At 66.0% G+C, this 17491-nt stretch carries 14 protein-coding genes; 7 read left to right on the forward strand and 7 right to left on the reverse strand.

Annotated elements, in window-relative coordinates:
* Positions 1–110 precede the first annotated feature (110 nt).
* The 3 genes from ACZ9C1_RS03445 to ACZ9C1_RS03455 all read right to left on the reverse strand — a co-directional run bounded on the left by ACZ9C1_RS03445 (position 111) and on the right by ACZ9C1_RS03455 (position 3936).
* A complete protein-coding gene (locus tag ACZ9C1_RS03445) occupies positions 111–1814 on the reverse strand; it encodes an amidase (protein WP_476253590.1) in 1704 nt (567 codons plus the stop codon).
* A gap of 202 nt (positions 1815–2016) precedes the next feature.
* Positions 2017–2856: a glutathione-dependent disulfide-bond oxidoreductase gene (gene yghU, locus ACZ9C1_RS03450; RefSeq protein ID WP_476253591.1), complete on the reverse strand. Its 840-nt coding sequence runs from the start codon at positions 2854–2856 to the stop codon at positions 2017–2019.
* A 114-nt stretch (positions 2857–2970) separates the two neighbouring features.
* On the reverse strand, positions 2971–3936 hold the full coding sequence (locus ACZ9C1_RS03455; protein ID WP_110701603.1) for a DMT family transporter: 966 nt from the start codon (positions 3934–3936) through the stop codon (positions 2971–2973).
* Positions 3937–4040: 104 nt separating this feature from the next.
* On the opposite strand from ACZ9C1_RS03455, the gene ACZ9C1_RS03460 reads away from it, so the two are divergent.
* Both ACZ9C1_RS03460 and ACZ9C1_RS03465 read left to right on the forward strand, forming a co-directional pair.
* Complete coding sequence (locus ACZ9C1_RS03460; RefSeq protein WP_476253592.1) at positions 4041–4925, forward strand: LysR substrate-binding domain-containing protein; 885 nt, start codon at positions 4041–4043, stop codon at positions 4923–4925.
* A 144-nt stretch (positions 4926–5069) separates the two neighbouring features.
* Positions 5070–6224 carry a GGDEF domain-containing protein gene (locus ACZ9C1_RS03465; RefSeq protein WP_476253593.1) on the forward strand — a complete coding sequence of 385 codons (1155 nt, stop codon included), beginning with the start codon at positions 5070–5072 and terminating at the stop codon, positions 6222–6224.
* 1 nt (position 6225) lies between these two features.
* Here the strand turns inward: ACZ9C1_RS03465 and ACZ9C1_RS03470 are convergent, their stop codons facing one another.
* Complete coding sequence (locus ACZ9C1_RS03470) at positions 6226–6549, reverse strand: DUF2790 domain-containing protein (RefSeq protein WP_046856021.1); 324 nt, start codon at positions 6547–6549, stop codon at positions 6226–6228.
* 278 nt (positions 6550–6827) lie between these two features.
* On the opposite strand from ACZ9C1_RS03470, the gene ACZ9C1_RS03475 reads away from it, so the two are divergent.
* Positions 6828–8171 (forward strand): OprD family porin, encoded by a 1344-nt coding sequence (locus tag ACZ9C1_RS03475; protein ID WP_476253594.1) that lies wholly within the window; start codon positions 6828–6830, stop codon positions 8169–8171.
* Positions 8172–8344: 173 nt separating this feature from the next.
* Here ACZ9C1_RS03475 and ACZ9C1_RS03480 read toward each other — a convergent pair whose 3' ends face one another.
* Positions 8345–9718, reverse strand: coding sequence for an MFS transporter (locus ACZ9C1_RS03480; protein ID WP_102683765.1), 1374 nt, complete (start codon positions 9716–9718; stop codon positions 8345–8347).
* 393 nt (positions 9719–10111) lie between these two features.
* Here ACZ9C1_RS03480 and quiC point away from each other — a divergent pair, with 393 nt between their 5' ends.
* Positions 10112–12019, forward strand: coding sequence for a 3-dehydroshikimate dehydratase QuiC (gene quiC / locus ACZ9C1_RS03485; RefSeq protein ID WP_214501846.1), 1908 nt, complete (start codon positions 10112–10114; stop codon positions 12017–12019).
* Positions 12020–12145: 126 nt separating this feature from the next.
* Positions 12146–12808, forward strand: coding sequence for a TetR/AcrR family transcriptional regulator (locus ACZ9C1_RS03490; RefSeq protein WP_102683763.1), 663 nt, complete (start codon positions 12146–12148; stop codon positions 12806–12808).
* Between the two features lie 71 nt (positions 12809–12879).
* Here the strand turns inward: ACZ9C1_RS03490 and ACZ9C1_RS03495 are convergent, their stop codons facing one another.
* Together ACZ9C1_RS03495 and aroQ are read right to left on the reverse strand one after the other, a co-directional pair.
* A complete protein-coding gene (locus ACZ9C1_RS03495) occupies positions 12880–13725 on the reverse strand; it encodes a shikimate dehydrogenase (RefSeq protein ID WP_476253595.1) in 846 nt (281 codons plus the stop codon).
* On the reverse strand, positions 13722–14171 hold the full coding sequence (gene aroQ, locus ACZ9C1_RS03500) for a type II 3-dehydroquinate dehydratase (protein WP_110701615.1): 450 nt from the start codon (positions 14169–14171) through the stop codon (positions 13722–13724). Before aroQ ends, ACZ9C1_RS03495 begins: the two co-directional genes overlap by 4 nt.
* A 215-nt stretch (positions 14172–14386) precedes the next feature.
* Here aroQ and mqo point away from each other — a divergent pair, with 215 nt between their 5' ends.
* Positions 14387–15961 carry a malate dehydrogenase (quinone) gene (gene mqo / locus ACZ9C1_RS03505; protein ID WP_476253596.1) on the forward strand — a complete coding sequence of 525 codons (1575 nt, stop codon included), beginning with the start codon at positions 14387–14389 and terminating at the stop codon, positions 15959–15961.
* 349 nt (positions 15962–16310) lie between these two features.
* Positions 16311–17459, forward strand: a complete 1149-nt coding sequence (locus ACZ9C1_RS03510) for a substrate-binding domain-containing protein (RefSeq protein ID WP_102683759.1) — start codon at positions 16311–16313, stop codon at positions 17457–17459.
* Positions 17460–17491: the final 32 nt, after the last annotated feature.

The raw sequence follows: 17491 nt of genomic DNA on the forward strand, positions 1-17491 counted from the left end.
TATTACACAAAAAGTTGAATTTGGCGAGAGTTTCGAATGCTCAAAAGCAACCGCGGGGCCATCTCGCTCCTACTCAAGGCAGGAGCGGGATGACCCCGCGATCAGGTGCGTCAGCCCAGTTTCGGCGTACGCGGCGGGACAATGCGGCGCGAGCCGGTGGACTCGAAGGCGGCGGCGAATTTCAACAGATTGTTGTCGCTGTACGCCTTGCCCGCGAAGGTCAGGCCCACCGGCATGCCGATGTCGGCCATCACGCCCATCGGCACGGTCACGGTCGGCACACCGAGGTGGCGGATCGCCAGGTTGCCGTTGGCCACCCAGATGCCGTTGCTCCAGGCGATGTCCGCCGAGGCCGGGTTGACGTCAGCATCCGCCGGGCCGACATCGGCCACGGTGGGGAACAGCACCGCGTCCAGGCCCTGGGCGTCCATCCAGTCTTCCAGGTCGAGCTTGCGGGTGGCTTCCAGGCCGCGCAGGCCATCGGGCACGGTGGCGATCTTGTCCCAGCTCTTCAGGCCGCGCTTGGCCATGTTGACGTACTCGTCCATGCCGGCGGCGAGGTCGTCTTCACGGTTGGGCAGGGTGCCGGGGTCGTGGGGGAAGATCTGCGGGCCATCGACATCGGCCAGGCGGTTGAGCTTGGGATCGTCGTTGGCGCGCAGGAAGTCGTCGAAGGCCCAGCCGGACAGTTCCCACAGTTCGTCATGCAGGAACTCCTTGCTGACGATCCCACGGGTGAACACGGTCGGCGCGCCGGGGCGGTCGCCCTCGCAATTGGAGACCAGCGGGAAGTCGGTCTCGACCACTTCGGCACCGGCCGCTTCCAGGGCCTGGCGGGCTTGCTGCCACAGCTCGATCACGCTGGCACGGGTATTGATGCGCTGGCCGGTCGGGCCGCCGATGCCGGGCTTCTCCGAGGTGCCGGCTTCGGCGTCGGCATTGATGTACATGCGTGGCACCGCGAAGCGCTTGCCCTTGAGCGACTCGGCGCCCACGGCCAGGTCCAGGTACGAGGCAGGGCGCACGCTCGAGGCGGCCGGGATCGGCACCCAGGGTTGCAGGCGCCACAGGTCGCCGCGCTTGTCGGCGTCGTCGGCCACCACCACGTCGAGGATCTCCAGCAGGTCGGCCATGGTCCGCGCATAAGGCACGACCACGTCCATGGTCGGCGTCAGCGGCCAGTTGCCGCGCACCGAGATCACCCCGCGCGACGGGGTGTAGGCGCACAGGCCGTTGTTCGAGGCCGGGCCGCGGCCACTGGACCAGGTTTCCTCGGCCAGGCCGAAGGCGCTGAAGCTGGCGGCGGTGGCGGTGCCGGCACCGTTGGAGGAGCCGGAGGCGAAGGGGGCGGTCAGGTAGGCGGCGTTGTACGGGCTCTCGGCACGGCCATACACGCCACGTTGCATGCCGCCATTGGCCATCGGCGGCATGTTGGTCTTGCCCAGGCAGATGGCGCCGCCGGCGCGCAGGCGCTCGACGGTGAAGGCGTCGCGCTGGGCGACCAGGTCCTTGAATGCCGGGCTGCCGGAGGCGGCAGTCAGGCCCTTGACCAGGTAGCTGTCCTTGGCGGTGTAGGGGATGCCATCCAGCGGGCCGAGGGTTTCGCCACGGGCACGGCGGGCATCGGAGGCTTCGGCCTCTTTCAGGGCCTCGGGGTTGCGCACCACCACGGCGTTGAGCCGCGTGGCGGTGTCGGCGCCGTCGTAGGCGTCGATGCGGGCCAGGTACGCCTTGACCAGCTCGACGGCCGTCGTGCGGCCGGACTCGAGCGCGTCGCGCAGCTCGGCAATGGAAACCTCGGTTACCTCGATCATGCTGTCACCACAGTTGTGCAGGTGGAAAATCATGGCGGCGAGTGTAGCAAGAAGGTCCCGATGGGCGCAGGCATGCAGCGGGGAAATGGTTGGTTGCAGCCAGGCAATCGAACGGCAGGTCGGTGTGCGCAGTTGCCTATGCCCCTCGAGGCATAGGCAACACGAATGAGGTGTACGCGTCGCTATGTGCGGGGTGACTGGGTCACTCCAGGTCGCTGGCCGCGTGGCGCTCCGCCACCTGGCTGGCTTCCTCGCCCCAGGTGCGGTTGATGCGGGTACCACGCTGCACCGCCGGGCGCTGGGCGATGGCCTCTGCCCAGCGCTGCACATTGGCGTATTCGTCCACCGCGAGGAACTCGGCCGCGCCGTACAGGTTGCCGCGCACCAGTTGGCCATACCAGGGCCAGACGGCGATGTCGGCGATGCTGTACACGTCGCCGCCCAGGTAGGCGCTTTCAGCCAGGCGCCGGTCGAGCACGTCGAGTTGGCGCTTGGCTTCCATGGTGAAGCGGTTGATCGCGTATTCGAACTTTTCTGGCGCGTAGACGTAGAAGTGGCCGAAACCACCGCCCAGATAAGGTGCGGCGCCCATCTGCCAGAACAGCCAGTTGAGGGTTTCGGTGCGTGCGGCCAGGTCCTGGGGCAGGAAGGCGCCGAATTTTTCCGCCAGGTACAGCAGGATCGCGCCGGACTCGAACACCCGCACCGGCGGTTCGACGCTGCGGTCGAGCAGGGCGGGGATCTTCGAGTTGGGGTTGACCTGCACGAAGCCGCTGCCGAACTGGTCGCCTTCGCCGATACGGATCAGCCACGCGTCGTACTCGGCGTCGCCGTGGCCGAGGGCCAACAGTTCTTCCAAGAGGATGGTGACCTTGACCCCGTTGGGCGTGGCCAGGGAGTAGAGCTGCAGCGGATGCTTGCCGGTGGGCAGCGGCTTGTCGTGGGTGGCGCCGGCCACCGGGCGGTTGATGCTGGCGAACTGGCCACCGGAAGGGGCCTCGAAGGTCCAGACCTTGGGCGGGACATAAGGGGGCTTGCTCATGGAGATCTCCTGGAGGGCGCGATGCGGCCGGGTAAGGACGTGGACAGCCTTTCTATGCCATGGGTTCGCCGTGCAGGGCAAATGCCATGCGTGCCCGCAGCGGATGCATGGCGCCTACAGGGACCGCGCCGAGGCCGGAATCGGTGCGGTTGGCGCCTCTGGCTTTTTCGCCGGTTTCAGCCGCGATACCCCGAACAGCACCAGGACCAGCCCGGCCACCTGGTACAAGGAGATCGCCTCGCTGAGGATCAGCCATGAGGCCAGCATCGTCAGCACCGGCCCCAGGTTGCCCACCGCCGCCGTGTGCGTGGGCCCGAGGCGCTGGATCGCCAGCGCCACCCAGTAGATCGGCAGCACCGTGGAGAACAGCGCCATCAATGCTGCGTTGAGCCACACCGTGCCGGGCAGCTGCAGCAGCGGCGCGACATCGGCCACCAGCAGGTAGTGGGCCAGCACCATCAGCGAGGAGGCGGTGCCGCACAACCCGGCCAGGCGCATCGAATTCATGCGTTTGAGCATCATGCCGGTGCCCGAGTAGTACAGGGCATAGGTGACCGCGCTGGCGAACACCCACAGCGAGCCGACCAGCACCGCATTGCCGCCGCCCGAGGCGCCGATGTCGTGGACAAAGGCGATGCCCAGCCCCAGGTAGCACAGGCCCATGGCCGCCAGGGTGCGCAGGGTCGGGCGTTCGCGCTGGACAATGGCCTGGATCACCAGCACCAGGGTCGGGTAGGTGAACAGGATCAGCCGCTCGAGCCCGGCACTGATGTATTGCAGGCCGTAGAAGTCGAACAGGCTGGCCAGGTAGTAGCCGAACAGGCCAAGCAAGGCTACGCGCAGGCCGTCGCCAGCGCTCAGCGGCGCGCCGCCCTGGCCACGGCTGGCCCACACCAGCCAGGCGAACAGCGGCAGCGACAGGGCCATGCGCAGTGCCAGCAGGCTGATGGCGTCCACCGGGCCTGCGGCATAGGCAAGCTTGACGAAGATGGCCTTGAAACTGAAGCCCAGGGCTGCGAGTACGGCGTACAGGCTGCCGTTGGCAAGGGCGCGCTGGAGCGGGGCGGGCAGGCGGGTCATGGCGGGTCCGTGGCACAGAGGAAGTGTGGTTTATTCTGCGCAGAACACACCCGCGCTAGAATCGCTTTTTCTCGAACATGGCGTTCTGATTTGGAGAAGCCCTGATGCACTTCGACCTGGCCGACCTGCGGCTGCTCGCCGCCATTGCCGCCACCGGTAGCCTGAGCAAGGCGGCGGCCACCTTCCCGGTGGCGGTATCGGCCGCCAGCACCCGCCTGCGCCTGTTCGAAGCGCGCAGCGGGTTGACCCTGTTCCTGCGCAAGGCCGACGGTATGCAGCTGACCCCGGCCGGGCGCCTGGTGCTGGAGTCGGCGCGGGGCGTGCTGGGCGAGGCGCAGAAGCTGCAGGACACGCTGCGCGAACTCGCCGGCCAGCGGCGCATCACCCTGCACCTGGCGGCGTCCACCGTGACCAACAGCACCCTGTTGCCGGCCGTGCTCGGGCCGTTCCTGGCCGACTACCCGGAGGTGGACCTGCAACTGGTCGAGCACAAGAGCATCGATGTGCTGCGGGTGGTGCTGGCCGGGGAGTGCGAGATCGGCGTGTACGACGGCAACCTGGTCAACGAGGGCGTGGTGTCGCTGCCGTTTCGCACCGAGCGCCTGGTGCTGCTGGTGCCGCTCGATCACCCGTTGGCCGGGGGCGGCCAGCTGCGCCTGGCGGACGCGCTGGGCTTTCCCTTCGTCTGCCTGCCCGCCGAGCGTGCCATGCAGCGCTTTGTCGAGGAGCTGGCGATGAACCTGGCCATGCCGCTGAAGGTGCGGGTGCGCGCGCCCAGCTTCGAAGCCATCGCCCAACTGGTGGCCCAGCACGCGGGTATCGCCATGCTGCCGGAAACGGCGGCGCTGCGCGCCGAGCAGGAGCTGGCGGTGCGCCGTGTGGCGCTTGAGGAGCGTTGGGCGACCCTGGAACTGCGTATCTGTTTCCGTAGCTGGGAGGCGCTCAGCTCGCACGGGCGACAGCTGGTGAGTTTCCTCTCCGGGCAATGACAGGTGACTGTCGTCGAGTATTCGGATGAATTGGTTGGTCGTCCGAGCGCCATCATTTGGATATCATTTATGCCTGTGCAATGGCCCTTGAACGCATACAATCACCGTTCTGAACGGTAACCCAGATACAGGCCACTTCCACCCATGGCGTTCGACGCTTCCACCATGCTGACCCTCACCATCGCGCTGGCCGCGGCCGCCGCGCTTTATCTGGCCGTGGAGTGGCGCAGCGTGCGCGAGTCCTCGCTGCTTTGCTGGAGCGCCAGCTTCGCCACCATCAGCGTCGGTTCCTCGCTCGCCTTGCTGCGTGGCAGCGGATATCTGTTCATCGGTATCTGGTTCGCCAACGGCATGCTGGTGGCTGCCCACTGGCTATTCCTGCTGGGGGTGTCACGCTTTACCGAAACCCGCCTGTCACGGCTCTGCTACCTGGCCCCGCTGGCCTGGCTGAGCCTGTTGCTGCTGCCGCAGTGGCCCAACTGGTCGAAGACCTTCCTGGTGACCAACTCGCTGCTGGTCGCCGCGTTCACCCTGTACGCCAGCGCATTGTTGCGCCCGCACGGCAAGTCGTTCAGTGTCGGTGCGGTGCAGCTGCGCTGCATCCTGCTGCTGCACGGGCTGTTCTACCTGGCCAAGACGCTGCCGGCGCTGCTGCCGGGGACACTGATCGACCTGACCGCGTTTCGCGGGCAGATCATCCAGGTGTCGCTGGTGGAAGGGGCCATGGCGATCATGCTGATTGCCCTGTCGATGACCGGCACCGTGCGCTACCGCCGCGAGGAGCGCATCGAGCGCCTGGCCGCGCGCGATCCGCTGACCGCGCTGTACAACCGCCGTGCCCTGGAAATGCGCGCGGCGAACCTGTTCAACGAGGTTTCCCCGGCAAACCCCGGGGCCTTGCTGCTGATCGACATCGACCACTTCAAGCTGGTCAACGACCTGCATGGGCATGCCGCCGGCGACCGCCTGCTGGTGGCCTTGAGCGAGATGATCCGGGCCATGCTGCCGGAGCGGGCGATCGCCGCACGGCTGGGCGGCGACGAGTTCGTGATCCTCCTGGCCGGGGCTTCGCGCGAAGCCATCCAGCGCCTGGCCGAGGCCCTGCGTCAGCAGTTCCAGGGCACCGCCGAACAGGCGTTCCGCACCCCCGAGGCGGTGACCCTGAGCATCGGCGCCAATCTGTTCGACCGCCCGCCGGCCAGCCTGGCGGCGTTGATCGAGCAAGGCGACGTGCTGCTGTACGCCTCCAAGCGCAGCGGGCGCAACAGCCTGCAACTGGTGGACGGGCTGCGCGGCTGAACTACTTGTTGTTGATGCACTGCGACTGCACCGCGTAGCGCACGGTGCGCAAGGTGCCCTGGCTGTCTTCGAAGGTCATCAGCCGTGGCACCACCTCGCAGGTGCGCGGGTCGCCCGATTGGCGCACGAGGCGGGCAACGTCGAGCTTCATGCCATAGCGGTAGTCGACGATCTCCGGCATGGGCTTCGCCCGCTTGGCCGCATAGGCCGCCACGGCCTGCTGGTGGTCCGCCAGCAGCTGTTCACTGTCCAGCCTGGAAAAGCCGCTGGCCTGGGTCGAGAGGGAAAGCGCCAGCAGGGCGGCGGTGAGGGTCGGTCGTAGCATGGTCGTGCCTCCGAAAAGTTCGTTTCGCAGACCACGCTAGCGATGCCCGGCCAACAGGGGCATGACGGCCGGGTTACAGATCTGAAAGCTGGGCGCGCACGCAGCTCCCCCCGCTGCGCATGACACGATTGTAATGCCCCCATCACCTTCCCGTTATCCGCCAGCAGCGAGCATCAGGCTCGGCCAATGGGGCTGGGTGCGTGCGCATCTGGCCAGACCAGGGAGGCTCCAGCGCCAGGGCCTGACAACAAGAACAGCCGCAATCGAAGGAGCAGTGGATGAAGAGCAATCCGACACTTTCCCTGGCCGCCCTGGTGGCGCTGACCGGCTTCGGCCCGGCGGCCTGGGCCGCAGAAGAGCAGAAGGAAGGGTTCATCGAGGGCAGCCGCCTGAGCGTGCTCAACCGCAATTACTATTTCAATCGCGACCATCGCGATGGCCCGGCCCCCACCTACAACAGCGGCAAGGACAGCGGCAACGGCTACTCCGAAGCCTGGGCCCATGCCGTGATCACCCGCTTCGAGTCCGGCTTCACCCAAGGCACGGTGGGCGTCGGGGTGGACGCCTTCGCCATGCTCGGGCTCAAGCTCGACACCGGTGGCGGGCGCAACGGTGGGCGCAGCTCGTTCGACGTGCTGCCGGTGGACCGCGATGGCCAGGCTCGCGACGAATACACCAAGCTCGGCGGTGCGGCCAAGGTGCGCCTGTTCGACACCGTGCTGCGGGTGGGCGATGTGTTCCCGGTCAACCCGGTGGTGGCGGCCGGCGACTCGCGGCTGTTGCCGGAAAGTTTTCGCGGCGTGACCCTGGAGAACACCAGTGTGCAAGGCCTGACGCTGCAGGCCGGGCGTCTGCACGCCATGAGCCAGCCGGTGTCCAGCGACTTGCGCGACAACTTCGTGACGTTCTACGGCGGCCCGGTGGATTCGCCGTGGATCGCCTACGGCGGTGGCGACTACGCGATCAACGAAAACGTCAGCGTCAGCCTGTTCGGCAGTCGCTTGAAGGATGTGTGGAACCAGTACTACGCCGGCACCAGCGTGACCTGGCCGTTGTCGGATGAGCTGGCGCTGATCGGCGGGTTCAATTTCTACAACGCCAGGGACGAAGGGCGTCAGCGCCTGGGCCAGTTCGACAACGACATCTGGAGCGCCAAGCTCGGCGTGCGCTACGGCGCCCATACCCTGGCCCTGACCCACCAGCGCAACAACGGCGACGACGACTTCGACTACCTGCGCCAGTCCGATTCGATCTTCCTCGACAATTCCATCCAGTACAGCGACTTCAACTCGCCGAAAGAGCGCTCATGGATGCTGCGCTACGACTTGAACATGGCCGCCTACGGTGTGCCGGGGCTGTCGTTCATGACCCGCTATGGCCGTGGCAGCGACGCCGACTACAGCCATGCCAACGCCTACTACATGCGCCGCGACGGCAACGGCGACCCGCTCACCGACCAGAAGCGCTGGGAGCGCGACATCGAGGTCAAGTACGTGGTGCAGACCGGCGCGGCCAAAGACCTGGCACTGCGCGTGCGCCAGGCCACCACCCGGGCGACAGCCTTCGAGTCGGACCTGGACGAGGTACGGGTGATCGTCGAGTACCCGTTGTCGATTCTCTGATCGGCACCTGTTCGACGGACGTGTTGCGGCCCTGGAGATAGAGCACCGCTCGCGCGGCGCATCGCCGGCAAGCCGGCTCCCAGAGGGTATGCGCAATCGCTGTGGGAGCCGGCTTGCCGGCGATGAGGCCCGTACGGGAAACCTAACACCATGTTCGGAACGGCTGTTGACGGTCAGTGACCGAACGCTTTCAAGCTGCCCTTGCGGCTCGCTTCATAGGCTTCCCGCGCCATGGGTCGTGCCTGCGGGTTGCCCAGGTCTTCCATAGCCAGCCGGTGGGTTTCCGGTGCCAGGTAGGCGGCCAGCGCGCACACGCAGGTAATGAGGAACGCCAGCCCGCCGACCACCAGCGGGATATTGTCCGAGCCCGGCGGCGCGACTGCGGCGAACAACGCCGGCAGCATGGCAGTGATCATGGTGCCGAGGTTCTGCGCGATGGCCATGGCCGAGACCCGGTAGCGGGTGTGGAACAGCTCTGGGTAGAAGCTTGGGAACACCGCGTTGTAGCCCTGGTAGACCATGCCCCACATGATGATCGAGGCGGCGAAGGCCAGCGGCACGTTCTGGATGCTGATCGCATACAGGTAGACGAACGCCAGCAGGCCCGAGCCCAGGCAACCGGCGATCATGGTCGGGCGCCGGCCGATCCTGTCGCTGAGGTTGCCGACGAAGGGGATCACCAGCACCGCGACGATGTTGCCCACCACCGGGATCCACAGGTACACGCTCTTGTCAAAGCCGATGCCGTAGGCCGGCTGCACCGCGTAGGCCGCGCCGAAGATGGTGGCGACCACCGGGATCACGTTCATCAGTGCCATGAACATCACCAGCACCATGTGCTTCCAGCTGTGGCGGAAGGCCTCGCTGATCGGCGACTTGGCCACCTTGTCCTGTTTCTCTTCCCTAACGAAGGCCGGGGTCTCGTGCACCTCCTTGCGGATGATGAAGCCAGCCACCAGCACCAGCGCGCTCATCAGGAACGGAATGCGCCAGCCCCAGTCGTTGAAGGCCTCGCTGGGCATGAAGTAGGCCAGTGGCAGGAACACCGCGGCGGCCATCACCTGGCCGGCCTGCACCCCTTGCAGGGTGTAGCTGGCGTAGTAACCACGCCGGCCGAACGGCGCGTGCTCCATGATCATCGAGCTGGCGCCGGAGATCTCGCCGGCCACGGCGAAGCCCTGGACCAGGCGCAGCAGGACCAGCAGTGCCGGGGCGAGTAGGCCGACATCGTGGTAGGTCGGCAGCAGGCCTACGGCCATGGTCGAAAGACCCATGAGGAACATGCACAGCAGCAGCACGTTCTTGCGCCCGCGGGTATCGCCCCAGTGGCCAAGCACGAAGGCGCCCACCGGGCGCGCCAGGTAACCCACGCCGTAGGTGGCCAGCGAGGCGATGATGGCCATCTTCGGGTCGGCGGACGGGAAGAAGATCTGCGGGAAGATCAGCGCCGCGGCCTGGGCGTAGATGAAGAAGTCGTAGTACTCGAGGGCAGAGCCGATCCATCCGCTGGCGGTGGCTTTCTTGGCTTGGGAACTTGAGCGGGCCATGTTGTCTCCGTTGTTCTTGTCAGGGGCCGGATTGGTCAGCGCTTGAGGCGCGGGCAGGGGCTGTGTGGAGAAGACGAACGAGGCGGCGCGGATCGCAGGGCGAGCAAGGTGTGCATAGGTCGGTACCCGTTTTCTTGAACTTATTATGTGGTGACGTTGGGTATTGCAGCGCAGGTTCCGCCGAACGACCGGCGTGGCGGCGGGAAGGGGCGGCGGGCCTGCGACTGGTGTTCATGGTTGTTCACGGGGGTGGGTGACGCAATTCGCTGGAACGGGTTTTGTTCGGTAATCGAACAAAAACTAACTGTTCCGTACAAAGTTCGTTGCCGGGGCGACTTTACCTGCGAATAATCGATCGTGCCAGGCCTCACTCAATAACAAGGAATACCCGCCATGCACCGTTCGATTGCCACCGTTTCCTTGAGCGGCACCCTGCCGGAAAAGCTCGAAGCCATCGCCGCCGCCGGTTTCGACGGCGTCGAGATCTTCGAGAACGATCTGCTGTACTACGCCGGCAGCCCCCGCGAAGTGCGCCAGTTGTGCGCGGACCTGGGGCTGGCCATTACCCTGTTCCAGCCGTTCCGCGATTTCGAGGGCTGCCGCCGCGACCGCCTGCGCAAGAATCTCGACCGCGCCGAGCGCAAGTTCGACCTGATGCAGGAGCTAGGCACCGACCTGGTGCTGGTGTGCAGTAATGTCCAGCCCGACGCCCTGGGCGACGAACAGTTGCTGGTGGACGACCTGCGCCTGCTCGCCGAACATGCCGGCGCGCGGGGCCTGCGCATCGGCTACGAGGCCCTGGCCTGGGGGCGCCACGTCAATACCTGGCAACAGGTGTGGAACCTGGTGCGCCAGGCCGACCACCCGGCACTGGGGGTGATCCTCGACAGCTTCCATACGCTGTCGCTCAGGGGCGACCCCAGCGGCATCCGCGATATCCCTGGCGAGAAGATCTTCTTCGTGCAGATGGCCGATGCGCCGATCCTGGCCATGGATGTGTTGGAGTGGAGCCGGCACTTCCGCTGCTTCCCCGGCCAGGGGGAAATGGACCTGGCGGGCTTCCTGGCGCCGATCCTGGCCAGCGGCTATCGCGGCCCGTTGTCGCTGGAGATCTTCAATGACGGTTTCCGCGCGGCACCACCCCGGCAGAACGCCGCCGATGGCCTGCGCTCGCTGCTGTACCTGGAGGAGAAGACCCGCCGCCAGCTCGAGCGCGAGGCGCGGGCGGTCGAGCCGGGCGTGCTGTTCGCGCCGCCGGCCGCCAGCCGCTACGACGGCGTGGAGTTCCTCGAGTTCGCCGTCGACGAGGCGGTCGGCGCACGCCTGGGCGCCTGGCTCAAGCGCCTGGGCTTCGCCGAGGCCGGCGAGCACCGCAGCAAGGCCGTGCGTCTGCTGCGCCAGGGCGATATCAACATCGTCCTCAATGGTGAACCTTATTCGTTCGCCCACAACTTCTTCGAAGCTCATGGCCCGTCACTGTGCGCCACGGCCTTGCGGGTCAACGCTGGCCAGGACGCCCTGCAGCGCGCCATGGCCTACCGTGGCCAGCCGTTCCGCGGCCTGGTCGGCCCCAACGAGCGCGAGATCCCGGCGGTGCGCGCACCGGACGGCAGCCTGTTGTACCTGGTGCAGCCCGACGGCAACGGCCAGACCCTCTACGACACCGATTTCCGCCTGGACCCGACAGCCCGCGCCAGTGGTGGCCTCAAGCGAATCGACCACATGGCTCTGGCGTTGCCGGCCGAAGCGCTGGACAGCTGGGTGCTGTTCTACAAGAGCCTGTTCGACTTCACCGCCGACGACGAGGTGGTGTTGCCCGACCCCTATGGCCTGGTCAAGAGCCGTGCCCTGCGCAGCCACTGCGGCACCCTGCGGCTGCCACTGAACATCTCGGAAAACCGCAACACCGCCATCGCCCATGCCCTGGACAGTTATCGCGGCTCGGGCGTGCACCACGTCGCCTTTGACTGTGACGACATCTTCCGCGAGGTGGCCAGGGCCAAGGAAGCCGGCGTGCCGTTGCTGGAAATCCCGCTGAACTACTACGACGACCTGGCGGCGCGCTTCGACTTCGATGACGAGTTCCTCAGCGAGCTGGCGTATTACAACGTGCTGTACGACCGCGATGCCCAGGGCGGCGAGCTGTTCCACGTGTACACCGAGCCGTTCGAAGGGCGGTTCTTCTTCGAGGTCCTGCAGCGCAAGGGCGGCTATGCCGGCTATGGCGCGGCCAACGTGGCGGTGCGCCTGGCAGCGATGGCCAAGGCGCGCAGCGGGGCAGGGCGCAAGGTGGTGTTGTGAGCGAGGCCCTTGGCCGGCGACGGCGCCTCTAGGCCAAACCTGACCACCCGACCAACACCGCGCTTCCCAGCATCGCCCGGCTCACGGATAATCGCCCGGATTACTACAACGAGCCTGTGAGTCGGTATGAGTGATTCGGTCGTCAAGCCTGAAGTCGAAGGCCTGCGCAAGACGCGCAAGAACAATCCGGAAAAGACCCGCGAGAACATTCTCCAGGCCGCCATCACCGAGTTCGTCCAGCAGGGCCTGGCGGGCGCCCGGGTCGATGCCATTGCCGAGCGCACCGCCACCTCCAAGCGCATGATCTACTACTACTTCGGCAGCAAGGAGCAGTTGTACGTCGAGTGCCTGGTCAAGCTCTACGGCGACATTCGCAAGACCGAGCACAGCCTGGACCTTGACTCGCTGGCGCCTGAGCAGGCGATCCAGCGCCTGGTGGAGTTCACCTTCGACCACCACGCCAACAACGTCGATTTCGTGCGCATTGTCTGCACCGAGAACATCCACTACGGCGAGTACGTCAAGCAGTCGCCGGTGATCCGCGAAATGAGCAGCATGGTGCTCGACGCGCTGGGCAAGATTCTCGCCCGTGGCGTTGCCCAGGGCGTGTTCCGCCCCGGCATCGAAGTGATCGACCTGCATATGCTGATGAGCTCGTTCTGCTTCTACCGGGTGTCCAACCGCCATACCTTTGGCGACATCTTCCAGATCGACCTGTCCGACGAGCAGGTCAAGCAGCGTCACAAGCAGGTAATCTGCGAGGCGGTGATGCGTTACATCAAGGCCTGAATGCAAGCGCGGGGCAAGCCCGCTCCCTCTTTCATGGGAGCGGGCTTGCCCCGCGATGAGCTGCCTGGCGACTAGAAACTGGCGAAATGCGCCTGCATCCGCGCGGCATCCGCCGGGCGCCCACTGAACAGCTCGAACGCTTTGACCGCCTGGAACACTGCCATGGTGCCGCCATCGAGGGTGCGACAGCCCAGGGCCCGGGCCTGGCGCAACAGCTCGGTCTCCAGCGGAAAATAGATGATCTCCGCCACCCAAAGCCCTGCGTGCAGCAACGCCGGCGGCAATGGGGTGCCCGGCAGCTTGGCCATGCCCACGGGCGTGGTGTTGACCAGGCCATCGGCGCCGGCCAGGGTCTCGGCCAGATCGTTGCCGAGCATGGCGCGGCCCGCGCCGAAGCGCTGTGTGAGATTGTCCACCAGCGCCTGGGCGCGGGCCGGATCCACCTCGAACACGTGCAGTTGCTCGACGCCTTCGGCCAACAGTGCGTGAGCCACCGCCGCGCCCGCGCCACCCGCGCCCAGCTGCACCACGCGGCGTCTGGCCACCCCGGGCAGGCCCCGGCGCAGACCTTCGGCGAAGCCCAGGCAGTCTGTGTTGTGGCCGACCCGCCTGCCATCGCGCAGCACCACGGTGTTCACCGCGCCGATGCCGCGGGCCTCGTCCGACAGTTCGTCGAGCAACGGCAGGATCGTCTGCTTGAACGGAAAGGTGATGTTGAGCCCGCTGAACCCGGTGCGTTGGGCCGCGTCGAGCAACGCGGGCAGGGCGCTGTCGTCCAGGCCCAGCTGGTCGGCGTCGATCAGCCGGTACAGGTAGCGCAGCGCCTGGGCGTCGCCTTCGCGCTCGTGCAGCGCCGGTGTGCGCGAGGCCTGGATGCCACGGCCGATGAGGCCGGCGAGGATGCCTTGGGTGCTCATGCCGCGTGCTCGCGCAGGTGCTCGCTGAAATAGCCCAGGGCCATGCGGTAGCCCTGGCTGCCAAGGCCGCAGATGACTCCCACGGCGATGCTGGAGACGAACGACAGGTGACGGAACGGCTCGCGCTTGTGCACGTTGGACAGGTGCACTTCGATCACCGGCAGTTCACTGGCCACCAGGGCGTCGCGGATGGCCACCGAGGTGTGGGTCCAGGCGGCGGGGTTGATCACGATGCCGTGGCAGCGGCCACGGGCGGCGTGAATCCAGTCGAGCAGCTCGCCTTCGTGGTTGGTCTGGCGGAACTCCAGTTCCAGGCCCAGTTCGCGGGCACTGCCGGCGCACAGGCTGGCCAGGTCGGCAAGGGTTTCATGGCCGTACTGGGTAGGTTCGCGGGTACCCAGCAGGTTGAGGTTGGGGCCGTTGAGCACGAGGATTCGGGGTGTCATGGCGGGTATCGCTTTGTTGTTTTTGAATACTCCGATATTTGTACTATCTGGTTAGTTTCGTCAAATCCCGAAGGGTTGAAAACGGGCGATTATCGAACTGGGTGTACTGGCCTTGTCGCGGGCAAGGGACCAGAAAACACTGCGACCATGCCTGAGCAAAACACTCGGCTAAGCTTGTCCTCCAGGCGCACGGAATGACCAAAACGGGAGAGCACATGAACATCTACAAAACGCCCAGATGGGCATTGGCGGCCCTCACCCTGGCCCTGGGGTTGCATGCCCAGGCCGCCGACAGCAAGCGCGTCGATGTGCTGCTGGTGGGCGGCGGCATCATGAGTTCCACCCTGGCGGTGTGGCTCAACGAGCTGGAGCCGGGCTGGTCGATGCAGATGGTCGAGCGCCTGGACAAGGTGGCCGAGGAAAGCTCCAACGGCTGGAACAACGCCGGCACCGGTCACTCGGCGCTGGCCGAGCTCAACTACACGCCGGAGAAGGACGGCAAGATCGACATCAGCAAGGCGGTGGAGATCAACGAGTCGTTCCAGGTCACCCGTCAGTTCCTCGCCTGGCAGGTCAAGCAGGGCGTGCTGAAGAACCCGCGCTCGTTCATCAATACCACGCCGCACATGAGCTTCGTCTGGGGCGACGACAACATCCGCTTCCTCAAGAAGCGCTACGAGGCGTTGCAGGCCAGCCCGCTGTTCAAGCCGATGCAGTATTCCGAGGACCACGCGCAGATCGCCAAATGGGTGCCGCTGATGATGCAAGGGCGCGCCCCCAATCAGAAGCTCGCCGTCACCTGGACGCCGATCGGCACCGATGTCAATTTCGGCGAGATCACCCGCCAGTACGTGGGCTACCTGCAGACCCGGCCGAACTTCGACCTCAAGCTGTCCAGCGAGGTGCAGGACATCACCCGTAACGACGACGGCAGCTGGCACGTCGAGTACAAGAACCTCAAGGACGGCGGCACCGCGAGCACCGACGCCAAGTTCCTGTTCATCGGTGCCGGCGGCGCCGCGCTGCACCTGCTGCAGAAGTCGGGCATCGACGAGGCCAAGGACTATGCCGGCTTCCCGGTGGGCGGCTCGTTCCTGGTCACCGACAACCCGGCCATCGCCCAGCGCCACATGGCCAAGGCCTACGGCATCGCCGCCACCGGCGCGCCACCCATGTCGGTGCCGCACCTGGACACCCGGGTACTCGATGGCAAACGCATGATCCTGTTCGGGCCGTTCGCCACCTTCTCCACCAAGTTCCTCAAGGAGGGCTCGCTGCTCGACCTGTTCGCCAGCATGTCGCTGCACAACACCTGGCCGATGGTGCGGGTCGGGGTGCGCGAGTTCGACCTGGTGCAATACCTGATCGGCCAGCTGATGCAGTCCGACGACGACCGCTTTGCCGCGCTGCAGACCTACTTCCCCGAGGCGAAGAAGGAAGACTGGCGCCTGTGGCAGGCCGGGCAGCGGGTGCAGATCATCAAGAAGGACGACAACCTGGGCGGGGTGCTGAAGCTGGGTACCGAGGTGGTCACCGCCAAGGACGGCAGCATCGCCGGTCTGCTCGGCGCCTCACCGGGCGCCTCGACCGCGCCGCCGATCATGCTCGACCTGTTGAACAAGGTGTTCAAGGACAAGGTGGCCACGCCTGAGTGGCAGGCGAAGATCAAGCAGATCATCCCCTCCTATGGCATCCGCCTGAACGAGCACCCCGACAAGGTCCAGGAAGAGTGGACCTATACCAGCGAACTCCTGCAACTGGCATCGCCCAGCGAGGTGGCCGCGCCCTGAAAGTCCGGCCATGACCAACCGGCCACTGTGAAGTGGCCGGCGCTGGCACACTGTTTTTTCTCCCCTTGGCCCAACTCCCGAGTGCCTGATTCGCCATCCTCCGGAGCGTCCCCTCCCGTACCGCCTGCGCCGGCTCATGGCCAGCCCGCCGCACACCCGAAAAGCGCCCGCCGACACCCGAGCTTTTCCCCGCCGAACTCCCGATGTTTTTTCCTTTGCCTGTCACCACAAGCTGCGAATGTTGGCCCCGTGGACAGGCCTCAGCCCCTCTGGATCAGGGTATACGGCCTGTGGCCACAGCAATGCGCGACCCACTCAACGTATGAACACGACGATAGGAGATTGCTTCATGTTTAAGCGTACTGTGATCGCCGCCTCCCTGGTGGCTGCTACCCTGGCTTCGGCCCAATCCATGGCTGCTGTTGTCGGTGGCGGCGCCACCCTGCCGGAAAACCTCTACAACGGCACCTCGAGCCTGCCGCGCCTGCTGCCGGCCGACTTCAGCTACACCGGTGTCGGCAGTGGTGGCGGCAAGACGGCGTTCCTGACCAACGCAGCGGCCTCGATCAACCAGCCGGCCGGCACCAACGTCGACTTCGCCGGCAGCGACTCGGTCCTGAGCGCCTCGGAGCTGTCGACCTACAACAGCAGCAAGGCCGCCACCTGGGGCAAGCTGGTGCAGATCCCATCGGTGGGCACCTCCGTTGCCATTCCCTACAAGAAGTCGGGCGTGACCAACCTGCAACTGACCGGCGCCCAGCTGTGCGGCGTGTTCTCCGGTACCACCACCACCTGGGGCCAGCTGCTGGGCACCGCCGACGCCACGCCGATCAAGGTCATCTACCGCTCCGGCAGCAGCGGCACCACCGAGCTGCTGTCGCGCTTCCTGGCTGACGCCTGCCCATCGTCCTTCGTGGTCAGCAGCACCTTCACCACCGCCAACGTCGGCAGCGAACCGGCCACCTGGCAAGCCGTCGCCGGCAGCGCCGATGTGGTCAACGCGGTCAACGCCACCGATGGCACCATCGGCTACGTCAGCCCTGACTATGTCGCCACCGGCAACAACGCCGTGGTCGCCCGCGTCAGCAAGAACGCCATGGCCGCCGGTACCGCGCCACTGCCAACCGCCGCCAACGCCCGCACCGCCCTGGGTACCGCTGTCGCCCCGAGCACCGCAGCCGACCGCGCCGACCCAAGCAAGTGGGTGCCGATCTTCAACGCCGGTGGCGTGGTACCGACTTCGGGCTATCCGATCGTCGGCTACACCAACCTGCTAGTCGGCCAGTGCTACCAGACCGCCGCCGATGCCACCGCCATCCGCAGCTTCCTGAACGATCTGTACACCGGTGCCAAGGCCGCCACCATCGCCCAGCACTCCTTCGTCAGCCTGCCGGCCGCCTACGCCGCCGAGATCAAGAAGGTGTTCCTGGACAACGGCTACAACGAAGGCACCAACATCGCCAACGCTTCGGTCTGTAACGGTATCGGCCGTCTGTAAGCGTCACGCGAAGCGCCAGGCCCGCAACGGGC

This window comes from Pseudomonas sp. TE21435 (assembly GCF_056279265.1).